Origin of the sequence: Silvimonas amylolytica (assembly GCF_014645555.1) — a bacterium.
GTDB lineage: Bacteria > Pseudomonadota > Gammaproteobacteria > Burkholderiales > Chitinibacteraceae > Silvimonas > Silvimonas amylolytica.
In genome coordinates this window covers 1,395,627-1,410,906 of record NZ_BMLY01000001.1, presented here as the reverse complement: position 1 = coordinate 1,410,906, position 15,280 = coordinate 1,395,627, and the positions used below count along the sequence as shown (strand labels likewise).

The following is a 15,280-nucleotide window of genomic DNA, read 5'->3' as shown; positions in this document are numbered from 1 at the left end:
AGTTCCGTCAAGGCCAGTACTGTCGGACTGCTTTACTGGGTTTCCCGCCACATATGCATACGTCGAAGCCTGCCCACTCGCCAGCCCGATCGGGTCACTCTCAATATACCGCCCGTGGAACGGGTTGTAATCCCGGGCGCCGTTATAGGACCGATAGAACTCCGCGTCCCAGTACTGGCCGGGGAAGCGCAGGTTGTAGACAAACGTGTTGCCAGTGCCTTGTGGGTCCTGGTTGGGCACGAGATCGCCAAACGCTTCACTATCCCAGCGCCAGAGGACTTGTTTGCTGGTGGCATCGGTCACCTGGCGGGGGGTGCCCAGGTGATCAGGCCAGACGTAGTAGGCCGTGGAGACGCCACTAACCGGGCGGACGGTGGCAATGGGCCAGTCGCCCAGATAAACCGTTTCCTGCACCGGGGTACCGGTAGCGGTGTACTCACCCAGCAGGTGTCCGGCTTCGTCGTACATGAAGCGCAGACTGAGTGCGGGCGTGTTCTTGCTGACTCGCTGGCCGAAAGCGTTGTAGCGGAAGGAATTGTCCCCGGCCGATGAGTGGGTGTAGTACAGGCGCCCGGCATTGTCGAACAGGTTGTGGATGCCAAAGGCGTGAGCCTGCAGACCGGCCGCATCGTAGTCGAAGGCATCAATGGCGCCGATGCTCTTGAGCTTGTTACTGGCGGTGTCATACACGTAGGGGTAATTGGTGCTGCCATTGCTGCGGCTCAGGCGGTTGCCGTTGGCATCGTACGTGTACTTGTAGACCACGCCAGCAGCATTGTTCTGGGTAATGCGATCCAGCTCGTCGTACTGGAAGATCTGTTCCAGCGTCGGGTGGGTGCTGTCGGCAATGTCGGTGATATTACCCCGTCCCTCATACTGGTAGGTGCGCACCGCATCACCGGTGGTCTGGGCTGTGGTGTAGCCAGCGGCATCGCCACTGCGCCCCCACAACTGGCCGTTACCCCAGGTCCAGGCGAGCGGGGCACCCCACGCCTGGTAGACGATGTTGCTGGCCAGCGGGTTACCATTGATGGTAACGCCTGTGATGACGCCATTGCTCCAGGTGTAGGCGACCTGAAGTCCGGACGGATAAGTGATAGCGGTCAATCGGTTGCCGGCACTCCAGCCATACCCCACGGTCTGGGAGAGCGTACCTGCGACGCGGCGGGAGGAGGTCACACGACCCTGGGTATCGTACGTGTAGGTGGTCGTACCATCCTGGTCGCTGAAACTACCCAGTCGACCCACACCATTCGTAGCCGTATCCCAGTTGAAGGTCCAGGTCTGGTCACCCCAGGCGACTGATTTCACCCGGTTCAGCGCGTCATAGGTATAGGTGCCGGTTTTGCCGCGCGAGTCGGTCTTGGTCTTGACGTTACCAGCGGCATCCTGGGTATAGGTCGTTGTACCGGTATCCGGGCTGACCTGGCTGAGCAGGTTGTCGAGACCGTCATAGTTGTATGTGGTGACGAAGCCTTTGGGGTCGGTCACTGTGACCAGGTGGTCATTGGCGTCATACGCCATTTTGGTGATGCCGTTCTTGGGGTCGGTGATCTGGGTGAGGCGGTTCAGCGCATCGTACTGGTAGCTGGTGAGGTAACCCTGCGCATCCTTACTCGTTAGACGGTTGCCGTTGGCGTCGTAGGTGTAGGTGGTCTGGAAGCCCTTGCCATCCATGGCGGTGACAAGGCGACCCAATGCGTCATAAGTGTTGATGGTACTGACCGTGGATACATGCGCCGGCAGGCCGGAGGCGACCGTCGCCGCTGGCGTGGCCGTGGCAACTGCGCGCTCTGCGGCGAGTGACTGAATCTGTACGCTGCCGCTGGTGGCCAATGGCGAGGTCGTCGCAGCCGAGGTGAATGAAGTGCTACCGCCGGTGGCAGACCACGGTGCCGTCGAACCGCTGTAGCTGGCCGGGTTATCGCCAGTATTGGCGTAGTTAGCGGTGTACTGCTTCCCGTTATAAGCCACGCAGTCTCCTGCGACATAACTGGTGCTGTTGCTCCAGTCCGCGCAAGCGCTGGTGTCTGCATGGACCGGGGAGAACAACGCGATCCCTCCGATCACGCTGGCTGCGGTCAGTGCCAGCAAGTTCCACTTCCCCGCCGTACGTGCGGTTGGGTGCATCTCAAGGTCCCTGGTTGATTTATTGGTGTTGTGATTGCGAGCGGGTGGCGTCATTGCATCACCCCGGTGGTCTGCTGGCTGGTCATGACCTGGGTCTGGGCGGCGGCGAGCTGGCCGGCCGGGTCGGTCACATCCTCACGTGTGTGATTGCCCATGGCATCGAGCGTGTAGGTGATGCTGTTGCCGCGACTGTCGCTGACGCCGGTCAGGCGGTGGGCCGGGTCGTAGCTGTAGGTGACGGTGCTGCTATCGGGCAGGGTCACCTGGATCAACTGACCTACCGGGTCATAGACGTACGTGGTCAGGTCACTGCCATCCTGACGGGTCTTGAGGCGGTTGCGGGCATCCCAGGTGAAGGCGCTGACCTTGCCGTTGGGATCCGTCATCGACAGCAGATTGCCGTTGGCGTCGTAGCTGGTGTACTGCGTGACGTGACTCGCGGCATCGGTCAGGCTGGTCAGGTTGCCGCTGGCGTCGTAGGTATAGGTAGTCTTGTTGTTATCCGGATCGGTGGCCGTGAGCACCTGCCCAAAGCCGTTCCAGGTATAGGCCCAGGTGCGGGTCTTGCCGCCGGCCGCAACTGATTTGGTCAGCAGGTTGCCACTGGCATCGTAGGTGAAACTGGTGACACGGTTAGGCTCAGTGATCTGCGTGGGTAGCCGGAAGGTTGAATGCCATGTCGTGGTGATCGTACGCGCCTGAGACGTGCCGGAGGCTTCGGTGCGGCTGGTTTCCAGATTACGCGTCAGATCGTAAGTGTAAGTGGTTACGACACCATTCCCATCCTGAAGGCTAAGTAGATTAGCGGCTGTATCGTAATTTGCTTTTAGCGTCGCACCGGTGCAACTTGCCCCGCAATTGATTAATTGTTGCTGCCAGCGTGGCACGTCGGCAATGGTAGTGAAGGAATAGGTCGTTACACTTCCAAGCCCATCCGTTGCAACCACGGTTGAGCCACTGCCAGTGATTTCCAAAGCGTCGGCACCCCCCGCACGCTGGGAGTGCGCAGAACTGCCGTGGTCATAGATCAGTGATACATAGGCAATACCATTCGGGTCGGTGATGCTGATCAGTTGGTATGGCATGTTGGTTTCGTCGTAGCTGTACCAAATGGTGCCGCCATCCGGGTACGTGACCGACTCGAGTGAACCCGCAGGCGAATAGCTATAATTAGTGGTACCGCCAGCCACATCGGTGATGCTACGGATTTGCAGAGTCAGGTCTTTATAGCCGAATCTCAGACTACGGTTGAATGGGTCTGTAACAAATATGAGGCGCCCCTGACCGTCGTAGCTCAGCCATACAGAAAGCCCGGCTGCATTGGTGATCCGTTGCAATCGACCATTAATATCAAACGTCTCGACCGTCCGATTTGGGTGCCGAAGGATCCATACTGCAAATTGAGTGAAGGGATCTGTCGTTTTGACAAGGGTATCGTTGACATCCGGATTTGAGGAGTATGTTTGATCCCCATTAGCGCCACCACTGTTTGTGGGATCAAATTGCACGTACTGGCCGTTGCTCCGCACAAGCATAACAGGCCCGTTCCCGGTCGAATCCGGGTAGAAAAACAGACGGGCAGAGTAGTTGTGGCGCCAGCCATACCCCAAGGCCGGATCTCCACCTGCGAGACTAGAATAGGTCCGCCTGAATGTCAGTGGGGCAGGGCCTAAGTTGGCTATGTCCAGAACTGATTCGACCTGTTCACGAGTACCGATGCTGACGGGATCATTGCGGGTCACCGATCCGGAATTGCCCGGACCATCATTGTCACAGCCACACCCACCACCTGGCGTAGATTTTGGCGGGACCGAATCGGCTACTGCATATACGTCGACACAGCCCGGGTCTGTCACCCCGGTGTTGGTAAGGGTATTTTTGCCAGCCGTGCAAACAGCCATACCCGCTGGCGTAGTACTGCAAATTGAGCTGCTGGCACCGGATACGACACAACGATTGATGCAAGAAATGTGACTGGCAGCCAGGGTGCTGCCGCCCCCGCCCTCGAACATCCAGGTAAACCCAGGCTGGATGGCATAGGTCTGCCCCTTCAATGTATCGCAGGGGTCAGTGGGGACCTGCTCAGAAAAGCAATTATGGAACGCGGCTGAATAATACGGATAAGCTTCATTGCAGATCAGCGCGTCGTACCCCTGCATGCCTGTCTGCACATGCAGATTACCTTGGCCATCGTAAAAGTACTGATGCATCAGGTTGTTGTACGTGTCGTGCCACCACCAGTTACCGTTGTTCGGCTGAAATGGTCCATCATGAATGGTGTACTCATACCACCCCCCATTGAAAGGGACGATATAGTCCGACAAGGGGGCAGCTGTGCTTCCTACATAACCGTAATTGATCCAGCAGGCTGGACAAGCCTCGGCTGCCGCTCGCGGGGAAGCAAAGAAACAGGCTAAAGCTACCATCGCCAAGACGCATGTTTGGTGTATTACACCCCAATTCACATACTGAGTCTTGGCGGGGTTGATCATCGACAGAAATGCCTGGCGAAGCAAAATGCCTTGTTTTCGGTACATAGCAAGTATCACTGCATCACTCCACCGGTTTGCTGGCTGGTGGCAACCTGCGATTGCGCCGCTGCGAGCTGCCCGGCCGGATCGCTCACGTCTTCCCGAGTGTGGTTGCCCATGGCATCCAGCGTGTAGGTGATGCTGTTCCCGCGACTGTCGCTGATGCCGGTGAGTCGGTGAGCCGGATCGTAACTGTAGGTCACCGTGCTGCTATCGGGCAGGGTCACCTGGATCAACTGACCTACCGGGTCATAGACGTACGTGGTCAGGTCACTGCCATCCTGACGGGTCTTGAGGCGGTTGCGGGCATCCCAGGTGAAGGCGCTGACCTTGCCGTTGGGATCCGTCATCGACAGCAGATTGCCGTTGGCGTCGTAGCTGGTGTACTGCGTGACGTGACTCGCGGCATCGGTCAGGCTGGTCGGGTTGCCGCTGGCGTCGTAGGTGTAGGTGGTCTTGTTGCTGTCGGGGTCTGTTGCCGTGAGCACTTGGCCGAAACCGTTGTAGGTATAACTCCAGGTTCGTGTCTTGCCGCCGGCCGTGACGGACTTGGTCAACAGGTTGCCGTTGGTGTCGTACGTGAAGTTGCTGACGCGGTTGGGTTCGGTGATCTGGGTTGGTAAACGGAATGTGGGATGCCAAACTGTACTGATCGTACGTGCCTGAGACGTGCCGGAGGCTTCGGTGCGGCTGGTTTCCAGATTGCGCGCAGTGTCGTAAGTATAGGTGGTCGTGCGGGAACCAAAATCCGTGTGGCTGGTAATGTTGCCGTTGGCATCATAGGTAAATGCCTCATTACTTGCGGGACTGCCAGTTCCAGCAGGCTGTGTCCGTGCCGTTAGTACAGAATGGGATGCAACGTAGCTGAAACTCGAAGTTCTGGATGCCCCAAGCGGGTCTGTTTCGCTGGTACTGCGCGATGACATATCCGCAGTTCCCGTATATGCAAGCTGCACCAGATCCGCCCCACCGGCATGGGATGAAGTGATGGCGCGATCCTGATTGTCGTAAGTCCAAGCGGCATATTGCACCCCATTTTCGTCAATGATCCCGGTCAATAGCTTGCCATTCCGGTTGTCGGTATATAGGTACTGACGCGTGGACGCATCTGGATAGTTCACGGCTTTAAGCCGCCCCATCGCGTCAAAGCTGTACGTGATTGAGGTGCTACCGGTGGACACAGAATTTACATGATAGGCATCCAAAGACTGAAAACTGAGCTTGTGCCCAAGATTATCGCTGACTTGGGTCAGGGCGAGAGTCAATGGGTCATAAGTAAAAGTCAGAACTCGACCGTTCCTGGCCCGAATCTGTTTCAGTGCACCGGTACTGTCGTATGTCTCCGTGTTGTCCCCATCCGTGACGGCAAACCCATTGTTGTTGACCGTCATCCTGAATGGGTTCTGGACGTTGGCTACCAGCGGGGAGCCGTCCAGGTTAAACGCATAACTGCGCCCGTCAGCTCGTTCCAGGACGTAGTGCTGTATCGTGTCCGGTGAGGACATGAAAAAAGATGTGTCGGACGAAATCCAGTCAGGGTCCACATCTGCAAATGGGGGGAGTCGGTAGCTGGTCGAATAGACCGGCGTGATGCGTCCAGAATAGTTGTGGCGCCAGCCGCCACCCAAACCAAAGTCGGCATACCCGGAAAATCCAGATCCATTGTAGTAACGTCTGAACACGAGACCAGGCCCCCAAACCAAGTCGGCCTCTTCCTGGAATTTGCCTCCGGTCGCAGTATTGACCGGATTGCCCGAGCAGTAACACGGCTCGCCACCATCCGGATCTGCATCGGAAGGCCGCTGGCACAGAGAGCCGCTGCAAGGGGGTAGCGATACGCAGGTACCGCTTACTGAAAGGTATGAATTGCTATCACATTGTTGTTTGCAGGTGTTGGTCGAGCGCCCAAAAAATTGTCCTGGAGGGCAAGGTGGCTTGTAACAGCGATGAATCTGATAGTTGTAGGCGATATATGGATCGCGGCAGACAACGGCGAACCCTAAGGTATCGACAATCTGTTTCGGATTTAGGGAGCCGCAACCATCGACATTGGAGTAACACCAAGTGATTACCCGGTCATACACTACAGCCTCCGCGCAACCGAGTCCGCAAGGATGACCATAGCTCCTTAATGTATAGACCTGTGTCCCGTCCGGAGACATCGGAAGTGTCGCCGAGTCTGGTGGGTATGCTGCCCGCTCACGGCTTGGCGTATCCCAGCAATCAGGACAAAATTTACCTACGTTGTCATCGGCGATCACCTGCTGGCAAAGCAAAAAGAAAACCAGGATGAGTAGTTTTTTGAGCAAGATAGCGTCACCAAGATTAGAGATGCGGAACTGACTGTTTTGTATCGGCCGGGCACGCCTCTGCTACTCGGGCACGGGCCGGATTTCGTTATCGTTGCGGAGGAATCGGAGCCAGGTGTTCATGGCGTCGCCCTGCCAGTTTGCTGGTTCGTGGTGACCATGGCCTGTGCGGCTGCAAGTTGCCCGGCCGGATCGTAGACACATGTGCTTAGGTCACTGTCTTCCTGACGGGTCTTGAACCGGTTGCGGGCATCGCAGGTGAAGATGCTGGCCTTGCCGGTGAGGTCGGTCATTGATTGCAAATCGCCGTTGGCGTCATAGCTGGTGTATTGCATGACGTGACTGGCAGCGTCGGTCAGCGAAGGCTTTCCGGTGACCTCATTGCCGTTTGTGTAAACCGGCCAGTAGATGCTCCAGCCTCTGGGGTAAGTTGCGCCACCGTACCTCAACTGACTGCTGTTATTGGTACCGTCACTTGTCGGGCATGGCGAAGCAATCGAGCGCACCCACGGAAATGGGGAATACCAATTCACGCCATTATCGTAATAAAGCCGGCAAGCACGCTTTACATACCAGGGTGAATTTACGGCCGCCAGAACAGCACTTGCAGCGGCGACAGCAGTGGGCTCCGGCCCCGTTGTATCGCCAACCCATGATGTAAAGTCGATAACAGCCGTGGAACAAGCAGCACTTTCTCCTTGTTGCGAGCACGGCGAATTGCCTGCCCAGGCCATTCTGCTGCAAGCGAATGTGAAAAGGCTAAACAATCCAATTGCTGCCATCATGGAAAGGAAACAACTTATTCCATTTCGTACTCTTCGGTCGTTGCTTTTATTAACTTGGAATACAACCGGATTCATGATGAGTTGCATCCTTTAAAGTGGTCCGGATTTCGGGAGCGCTGGACCTGCTGGCTTAAGAGGACTGCTACTACGCTGATGTGAAGTGATCAATCGGCCCTGCCAAACTCTTACACTATTACCCTTGGCATCAAGCAAACAAGCAGCCTACGCTGCCTTAGGGCTCAACATCGAATGCGGGCTGCACGTCAGCTTGTACTTACACTTAACAAGTGCATGCCAACATACATGTCATTTTATTTGCTTCCAATTATTGTCAGTTTAATGATGGAAAAATGATACATCTGTTAGAAATGCCAGTTGCGTGTTCTATTTGGAAACGCTTTCTCAGGGGAGGGACACTGGGATAAAAGAGAATGCCGCGCTTGATCAACTCACCCGAAAGCGTCAAAGGGGGGGCTTATTGAGAATAATCGGGCCTAAGTAATGCGAATGAGGGCACTGAAAACAATCCTGTCCAGTGGTGCACAATTACCTTTCAATGCACGATGTATAATTTCCCGTAGGTCTTGCGCTGACTTGAATGCACCAAAAAGGCATTGCGGCCCGGCAGGCCTGTCACCCCACAGCGAGAAATGCACGTAGAGCAACGTCCTAATTTCATTTGGACTCACAAATTCTTGTCTCGCTAGCAGCCAAGGGCAAAAGTAGATATGTGTGACCAGTCCCGCAGGCTACTCTGACCGATTATCCATCGGATAACCCGACACAAAGAATCCAGTAGCGTGCGCACCCGACCTTGCTTCCCGCACCGCAGGAAGGGCTGCTGGATTTCGGAATCGCCATTTCTCTGAACGTTATTTTTTTAGAGCGAAGCTGGATTGATCGGCCACGATGATTTGCTCACCATGGCCATGAAGCACCATTAACAGCGATACGATAGTGTGGGGCTAAATGTGGGGCTGCTTGCTAGGGGTAAAGAAAAAGCCCTGAAGAATCAGGGCTTTATTCTTTCAATCTGGCGGAGGCCGTGAGATTCGAACTCACGGAGGACTCACATCCTCGGCAGTTTTCAAGACTGCTGGTTTAAACCACTCACCCAGACCTCCGGTTTGAGGGGCGTATTCTAGCGGGTATCGCGCCGCTGGGGTAGGGGGGAATGTGGATTGTGTTAAACGGCCACTTTTTCCAGTACGTTAAAGCGCGTCAGCACGGCGTTGTTGCTGAGTTCAATGGCCGGTGTGAGCTTGATTCGCCAGGCCTTGCCTTGCGCCGCCAGCTGGAACTCGCGCTCGTCTGCAAAGTACGCTTCCGGCACGATGATAAAGCGGCCGTGATTGGGGTTCAGGCTGTCGGGCGCATAGATTGCGGTGATCGTCCGTTGGCCAGGCAGCGGGGTGAGCTCGACGGCGACCGGGGTTTGCGTCAGGGCTTCTACCCCAACGTGTACCTGGCCATCGCGGGTTTTGTTCAGGCGCCGCACCACGCCGATCGTGAAGGGCTTGTTGCCGAAGCCGGCCATGCACAGCACTTCGCCGACTTGTAGTTTGTCATCGTCTACCGCGCGGTAGACCAGCGCCATGCCACCATCGCTTTCGTTTTCTACAGACCAGCGTACCAGTGGCAGGCCGTCTTCCGGGCGTTGGCCACGCAGGAACGCGGCAATATGATCCAGTCCGCGCACCACGCTGATTTTTTTCTCTGCCACGCGTCGTTCTTGTTTGCGTATCGGCTGTGGTACATCGTGCGACCACAAATTGATCATTTGCTGCAACAAAGCAACGTTACCAGGGGTGCCGGCGTCTGCGGGGAGGCTGAGCGCTAACGGGTTGGCGCCGCGCTTGAGTTCATCCCGTATTTCTTCCATGTGGCGTGACAGCGCTTCGGTGCCCCAGTAACGCCAGTTGTCTCCCACCATGTCGCGGCGCAGGCGTTTCGGTGGCGTAGAGCCGGCCAGATTGACCGCAAACAGTTGATGGTGCGGGCGGATGTGTTTTTCAATCTGGACAAGGCCACTCCAGCGGGCCAGCCAGTGCGCGACGGTTTCAATCTGACGCGGTTGCAGTTTGTCCGGCGTGGCCAGGGACAACATGAGTGTTTGCAGGTATTCGCCGCGCACGTCCGTCATGGGGCTGCCATCCCAGGCCGCCAGCGGCGCGTCGGTATAACCGCCTTCTTCGGCGTACAGATATAACTTATGCAGATTGCGCCAGGCGTTGGCTTCGACATCGAGGTAGCGCAGCCAGCACCATTTGGCGTGCGCGCCATGATAGGTGATCGCACGCAAGGTGAACTGGTGCAGGGTTTTTTCAAGGCCACGCGTTGTGCCCTGGAGCGCCTGCTTGATACAGATGCGATAGGCATCGCCCATTTCGCGCCAGAAAGCCAGCATGGTCGGCAATACCTGCTGCGGGCTGGCTTTGTCGTCCAGGATGCTGCCTTCACAGATATTCACGAGGTGCCGTTGCAGCACGCGTGCTTTTTCATCCAGATAGGGCACGGCCCGGCTGCGTTCCTTGAACGAGACATCCGGGTTGGTGTTGAGCTGTCGCAGCGCTTTAACGATCTCGATCTGCGCCTGAAGGATATCGCTCTCCGGCAGTTCGGCCATCATCAGCGTGGCTGACTTGAAGTCGTGAACCCCTTCGGCAGCGCGATTGATAAACAGGGCGCCTACCAGTCCTTTGAAATCGAACATTGCTTGGCCTATCGAATCCAGGGGTTCGCTGCACCTGAGCCATGTCAGCGAACCATGTTTTTGTAGGAATAAACCGGTGCGGGTTTCCTTGTGATTTCTCTAAGATTAAGTCAAAAGCTTACGACAATCAACCCGATATCAAGTAGTTATGAATTCGATTGCAGGCTTCCTCCAGTATGTGGGTTGGCTGCGTGTATGCAAAACGTAAGAAATTGATCTGGGAACCGAAGTCATCACCCGGTGTGACTGCGACGGCTTGTGCGGCCAGCAGGTCTTCGCAGAAATGAGCGGCAGGGCGTCCCAGATGTCCTGCATCCGCCCACAGATAAAAGGCCCCTTGCGGTGTTGCGGGAATACCAAAACCAAGTTGTGCCAGCGCCCCTTGCAAGCACTGCCGGCGGTTGTCCAGTTCTTGTCGCCGTGCCTCAATAATGGCAAGCGTCGCAGGCTCAAACGCCGCCAGTGCCGCCCATTGCGCCGCTGTGGGCGGTGCAAGAAAGAGGTTTTGCGCCAGTTTTTCAAGCGCGGCTACATGTTCTGGTGGGCTGACCAGCCAGCCAAGGCGCCAGCCCGTCATCTGGAAATACTTGGAGAAACTGTTAACGACAAACAGGTCTTCACCCAAGGCCAGGGCTGTCTCATGGGGACGCCCATACACCAGCCCCTGATAAATCTCGTCGACAATCAGGGCGCCACCTCGTGCATTGCATGCCTGTGCCAGGGCTTTGATCTCGGTTGGCTCCAGCACGGTGCCAGTTGGGTTGGCCGGGCTGGCGACCAGTGCGGCCACGGTTTTGTCATGCCAGTGTTGTTCAATATGCGGGGCCAGCAACTGAAAGCGCGTATCGGCACCCACGGGCACATTCACTGACGTGCCGCCCAGCAGGCTCACCAGATGCCGGTTGCACGGGTAGCCAGGGTCAGTCAGCAGCACTTCGCTATCTTGATCGACCAGCAGCGCAAGAATGAGTTGCAAGGCGCCTGAGGCACCGGGGGTAACGATGATTCGCGCCGGATCAACGATGACGTTAAAACGTGTTTGATAAAACCGGGCAATGGCCTCACGTAATTGCGGGATGCCGCATGCGCCGGTGTAAAGAGTTTTGCCCTCTGCCAGTGCTTTCAGCCCGGCCTCGACGATGGGTTGGGGTGTCGGGAAATCCGGCTCGCCCACTTCAAGGTGAATGACATTGAGGCCCGCAGCCTGCATTTGCTGAGCCGCTTCAAGGATGCGCATGACATGAAAGGGCTCGATATGAGAGAGACGCTGGGCGTAACGCATGAGATTAGTCCGGTTATGCTAAAATGCCGGGTTTGGCAAAATATTGAATTTTAATCGCTTTCCGGCCGCGTACGCCGGACGACGAGGAAAACGCGACAGATGATCAGTACTTCCAACATCACGATGCAGTTTGGCGCGAAGCCGCTGTTCGAGAAAGTGAGTGTTAAATTCGGTGACGGCAACCGTTATGGTTTGATCGGCGCCAACGGCTGCGGCAAATCCACCTTCATGAAGATTCTGGGTGGTGATCTGGAGCCTTCCGCCGGCAACGTTAGCCTTGATCCGGGCGTACGTCTGGGTAAGCTGCGTCAGGACCAGTTTGCCTACGAAGACCAGCGTGTGCTGGACGTCGTCATGCAAGGCCACGTTGAACTGTGGGCGGCTATCCAGGAACGGGATGCCATCTACGCCAACCTGGAGGCCACTGAAGACGATTACATGCGCGCCGCCGAGCTGGAAGGCGTGGTGTCTGAATTTGACGGTTATACCGCTGAAGCGCGCGCTGGCGCCTTGCTGCTGGGTGCGGGTATTCCCACCGAACAGCACAATGGCCCGATGAGCGAAGTTGCCCCGGGCTGGAAGCTGCGGGTGCTGCTGGCCCAGGCGCTGTTCAGCAATCCTGATGTGTTGCTGCTGGACGAACCCACCAACAACCTGGACATCAACACGATCCGCTGGCTGGAAGAAGCGCTCAATGAGCGTGAATCCACCATGATCATCATCTCGCACGATCGTCACTTCTTGAACCAGGTGTGTACGCACGTGGCAGACGTGGACTACGGCGAGATCCGCATTTATCCGGGTAACTACGACGACTACATGCTGGCCGCCACCCAGGCGCGTGCCCGCCTGTTGACGGACAACGCCAAGGCGAAAGAACGCGTGGCAGAACTGCAGGCATTTGCCCAGCGTTTTGCCGCCAACAAGTCCAAGAGCCGTCAGGCCACCAGCCGTTTGAAGCTGGCCGACAAGATCAAGGACAACATGGTTGAGGTGAAGCCGTCGTCGCGGCAGAACCCGTACATTCGCTTTGAAATGGAAGACAAGCAAAAGCTGCATCGTCAGGCTTTTGAAGCGAACAACCTGTCCAAGTCCTTTGACAAGCCGCTGATCCAGAGCCTCTCCATGATCATGGAAGCCGGTGCCAAGCTGGCCGTGATTGGTGGTAACGGTGTGGGTAAATCGACGCTGATGAAGCTGTTGGTCAGCGAACTGGGCCCGGATGCCGGTAGCGTGAAGTGGGCCGAAAAAGCCCAACTGGGTTACTTTGCTCAGGATCACGAAGCCGACTTTGCCGAAGACATCACCCTGTTTGACTGGCTCAAGCAATGGACCCAGCCGGGTACCGATGACCAGGTGGTGCGTGGCGTACTGGGCAAGCTTTTGTTCAGCGGCGACGACGTGCACAAGTCGGTCAAGGTGCTGTCCGGGGGTGAAAAGGGCCGCATGCTGTACGGCAAGCTGATCCTTGAAAACCCGAACGTGCTGGTGATGGATGAACCGACCAACCATATGGATATGGAGTCGATTGAATCTTTGAACCTGGCGCTGGAACTGTACAAGGGCACGCTGGTGTTTGTGTCGCATGACCGTCAGTTTGTGACGTCCCTGGCGACGCAGATTCTGGAGCTGAACGGCGACGGTACTTATACCTACTACGTCGGCGGGTATGAAGACTATCTGCATAGCCGTGGGGTGGAAGTCTGATCGTTTCGGCGGTCTGACCAACAAAAAAGCGCAGCCTCGGCTGCGCTTTTTTGTTTCTGGCCCGGGACGCGTTACACCTGGAGTGCCCCGGTCAAATCCCCTGGTGGTTGCGTGCCGCGGGACTTGAATGCCGCGTCCCGCTCCGCAATCCCTTCCAGCTTGGGCAAACCATGCACGCGACTGATAAAGCGCAAGATGGACGTCGTGTCATAGAAGGTGTGATCCACATGCCCGCGCCTGGCAAACGGCGACACGACCAGCGCCGGAATACGTGAACCTGGGCCCCAGCGATCGCCTTGCGGCGGGGCGACATGATCCCACCAGCCGCCGTTTTCATCATGGGTGATAACCACCACCATGTTCTTCCACTGTGGCGAGCTCATCAGGTGCATCAGGATGTTGGCGACGTGGCGGTCGCCTGATTCCACATCCGAATACCCGGCGTGCATGTTCAGGTTGCCCTGTGGCTTGTAGAACGTCACTGCGGGTAATTTGCCGGCGACGGCGTCTGCCAGGAAACGGTTGGACATCGGGCTGTCACCCATGCCGCCATCACGCAGGTGTTCCGCGCGTGCGGCCGTGCCAGGGCCGAATTGCTTGAAATAGTTGAACGGCTGGTGGTGAAACTGGAAGTTCGGCTGGTCCGGGCCGCCTTTGCCATCCAGCGCAGCTTGCCAGCCGCCCGCGTACCACGCCCAACTCACACCCTTGCGGGTCAATAGATCGCCGATAGTGTCGTAGCTTTGCGGGGGCAAGGTTGCCGGGTCATTCGGGTCGGCCAGGGTTTTGTCGCCATCGGCGGCGGGCTTGATAAAGCTGGGTTGGTAGGGTGGGGCCATGGTGTTCACGGCAAAACCATCTGGCGTCATGGCACCATCGTTGGCGAATTTGGGTTTCCCATCCAGGGCAGAGGCCGGGTTTTCGGCGTGCAGGGTCAGGCGCGTGCCCTGTGGGCCACCATCGACCTTGGCGATCTTTTTGGCCGCAACGCTGTTGGCGACATCCGGATAAACATTCGCGCGCGCCGCCGCCAGGAATTGGTGGTTCATGTAAGAGCCGCCAAACGCCGCCATAAAGAAGCGGTCACACAGTGTGAACTGGCGGGCGATCTGGTACATGTTCAGGTTCCTGGCCGTCTGGTCGTAATAACCCATGACAAGGCCGCCCGAATCCGCCCACGCCGCAAACTGGTCGTTCTTGCCGCCGTTGATCTGCATCTGGTTCTGATAGAACAGGTGCCACAGATCGCGCGTGATTACGGCCTCTGGCAGCGGCTGGCCTTCGGTGTCTTTCAGCGGGAAGGGCGCATTAGGCAATTTGTCGATCTGTTCTTCTTTGATCATGTAGTACTTGCCGCCGACCGTCTGGCCACGCTGCACAAGTCCGCCCCAGATTTTGGGCAGTGTCGGCAGTGGCTGGCCGTTACGGTCGGTCTGCGTGTATTGCGCGGCAGTTAACGATGACAAGGGATCAAGCACGCCCGGGAAGTCGCCATACAGATTGTTGAAGCTGCGGTTTTCCAGGTAGATCACCACAATGTTCTTCACGTGTGCGCTCAAGCGCGCATCCAGCGGGCCGCCGGTGTGTTGCGGCCTGGCTTTGGCCGCGTCGGCGTCTTCGGCCACCAGCGGTAGCACGCCAGCCACGCTGACGGCGGCAAGGCCTTCCAGTACACGGCGGCGGGTCGGGTCGGTGGGCAGGTCACTGGCATCAATCTGTTGTGGATCTACGGGCTGGGTCATTTGCGCATCTTCTTGGCGGATTGGCGGGATGGCTGGCGGGGGCAGGCCCTGCGGACTGGTGCTGTTATAGCACTCATGGGC

General features: G+C 57.0%; 8 protein-coding genes and 1 tRNA gene. 1 reads left to right on the top strand and 8 read right to left on the bottom strand.

The features are described from left to right. The 7 genes from IEX44_RS06150 to IEX44_RS06120 form a co-directional block, all read right to left on the bottom strand. On the bottom strand, nucleotides 1-2,130 hold a 2,130-nt coding region (locus IEX44_RS06150), incomplete at its 3' end, for an RHS repeat-associated core domain-containing protein (RefSeq protein ID WP_188690286.1). A 50-nt stretch (nucleotides 2,131-2,180) separates the two neighbouring features. Further along, nucleotides 2,181-4,454, bottom strand: a complete 2,274-nt coding sequence (locus IEX44_RS06145) for a DUF6531 domain-containing protein (RefSeq protein ID WP_229678778.1) — start codon at nucleotides 4,452-4,454, stop codon at nucleotides 2,181-2,183. Nucleotides 4,455-4,675: 221 nt separating this feature from the next. After that, entirely contained in the window at nucleotides 4,676-6,970 is a 2,295-nt protein-coding gene (locus tag IEX44_RS06140) for a DUF6531 domain-containing protein (RefSeq protein ID WP_188690282.1), read from the bottom strand. Between the two features lie 119 nt (nucleotides 6,971-7,089). After that, the gene (locus IEX44_RS06135; RefSeq protein WP_229678777.1) at nucleotides 7,090-7,842 is read right to left on the bottom strand and encodes a hypothetical protein; all 753 of its coding nucleotides are present in this window, start codon (nucleotides 7,840-7,842) and stop codon (nucleotides 7,090-7,092) included. A gap of 947 nt (nucleotides 7,843-8,789) precedes the next feature. Next, nucleotides 8,790-8,879: transfer RNA gene (locus IEX44_RS06130), tRNA-Ser, on the bottom strand. 62 nt (nucleotides 8,880-8,941) lie between these two features. After that, nucleotides 8,942-10,468 carry a cyclic-di-GMP receptor FimW-related protein gene (locus IEX44_RS06125; protein WP_188690270.1) on the bottom strand — a complete coding sequence of 509 codons (1,527 nt, stop codon included), beginning with the start codon at nucleotides 10,466-10,468 and terminating at the stop codon, nucleotides 8,942-8,944. A gap of 127 nt (nucleotides 10,469-10,595) precedes the next feature. Further along, nucleotides 10,596-11,750: a pyridoxal phosphate-dependent aminotransferase gene (locus tag IEX44_RS06120; protein ID WP_188690267.1), complete on the bottom strand. Its 1,155-nt coding sequence runs from the start codon at nucleotides 11,748-11,750 to the stop codon at nucleotides 10,596-10,598. A 99-nt stretch (nucleotides 11,751-11,849) separates the two neighbouring features. Here IEX44_RS06120 and IEX44_RS06115 point away from each other — a divergent pair, with 99 nt between their 5' ends. Beyond that, nucleotides 11,850-13,457: an ABC-F family ATPase gene (locus IEX44_RS06115; protein ID WP_188690264.1), complete on the top strand. Its 1,608-nt coding sequence runs from the start codon at nucleotides 11,850-11,852 to the stop codon at nucleotides 13,455-13,457. A 71-nt stretch (nucleotides 13,458-13,528) separates the two neighbouring features. On the opposite strand, the gene IEX44_RS06110 is transcribed toward IEX44_RS06115, so the two are convergent. Then, nucleotides 13,529-15,199, bottom strand: coding sequence for an acid phosphatase (locus tag IEX44_RS06110; RefSeq protein ID WP_188690262.1), 1,671 nt, complete (start codon nucleotides 15,197-15,199; stop codon nucleotides 13,529-13,531). Nucleotides 15,200-15,280: the final 81 nt, after the last annotated feature.

What these genes read in the sequence shown, in the direction of transcription:
- IEX44_RS06135 (WP_229678777.1), bottom strand. Translation starts at nt 7,842, where the DNA reads ATGCAACTCATCATGAATCCGGTTGTATTCCAAGTTAATAAAAGCAAC.
- IEX44_RS06125 (WP_188690270.1), bottom strand. Translation starts at nt 10,468, where the DNA reads ATGTTCGATTTCAAAGGACTGGTAGGCGCCCTGTTTATCAATCGCGCT.
- IEX44_RS06120 (WP_188690267.1), bottom strand. Translation starts at nt 11,750, where the DNA reads ATGCGTTACGCCCAGCGTCTCTCTCATATCGAGCCCTTTCATGTCATG.
- IEX44_RS06115 (WP_188690264.1), top strand. Translation starts at nt 11,850, where the DNA reads ATGATCAGTACTTCCAACATCACGATGCAGTTTGGCGCGAAGCCGCTG.
- IEX44_RS06110 (WP_188690262.1), bottom strand. Translation starts at nt 15,199, where the DNA reads ATGACCCAGCCCGTAGATCCACAACAGATTGATGCCAGTGACCTGCCC.